Origin of the sequence: Hymenobacter gummosus (assembly GCF_003970915.1) — a bacterium.
Lineage (GTDB): Bacteria > Bacteroidota > Bacteroidia > Cytophagales > Hymenobacteraceae > Solirubrum > Solirubrum gummosum.
Map to the genome: position 1 here is coordinate 1 of NZ_RXOF01000049.1, position 290 is coordinate 290.

Here is a 290-nt window from a genome sequence, read left to right on the forward strand (position 1 = left end):
AGGCGGGCCCTGAGGGCGCCAAACACCCGGGTTTCTTCCGCCACAAGGTAGGTGGCCTCGTAGGAGCTGACAATGGAATCGATGCCGAAGTTGTGGCAGCCGAGCTGCACCTGCAGGTAGTGGCGGCGGGCGGCCGTGGGGTGGGCCTGGTAGCCGGCTATCAGCTGCTGCTTGGCGTACATCAAATCATTGAGCTGAACCAGGCCGGTGGCCGGCAGCAGCCGGTCCTGGTACAGGAAGGCCGCCGAGGTGTTCATGGGGTGCATCAGGCGCTTTTCCCAGACGCTGCT

The 290-nt window shown here is 64.5% G+C and carries 1 protein-coding gene; it reads right to left on the reverse strand.

What is annotated here, in order from left to right:
* On the reverse strand, window positions 1–290 hold a 290-nt coding region (locus EJV47_RS27800; RefSeq protein ID WP_133372533.1), incomplete at both ends, for an MCP four helix bundle domain-containing protein.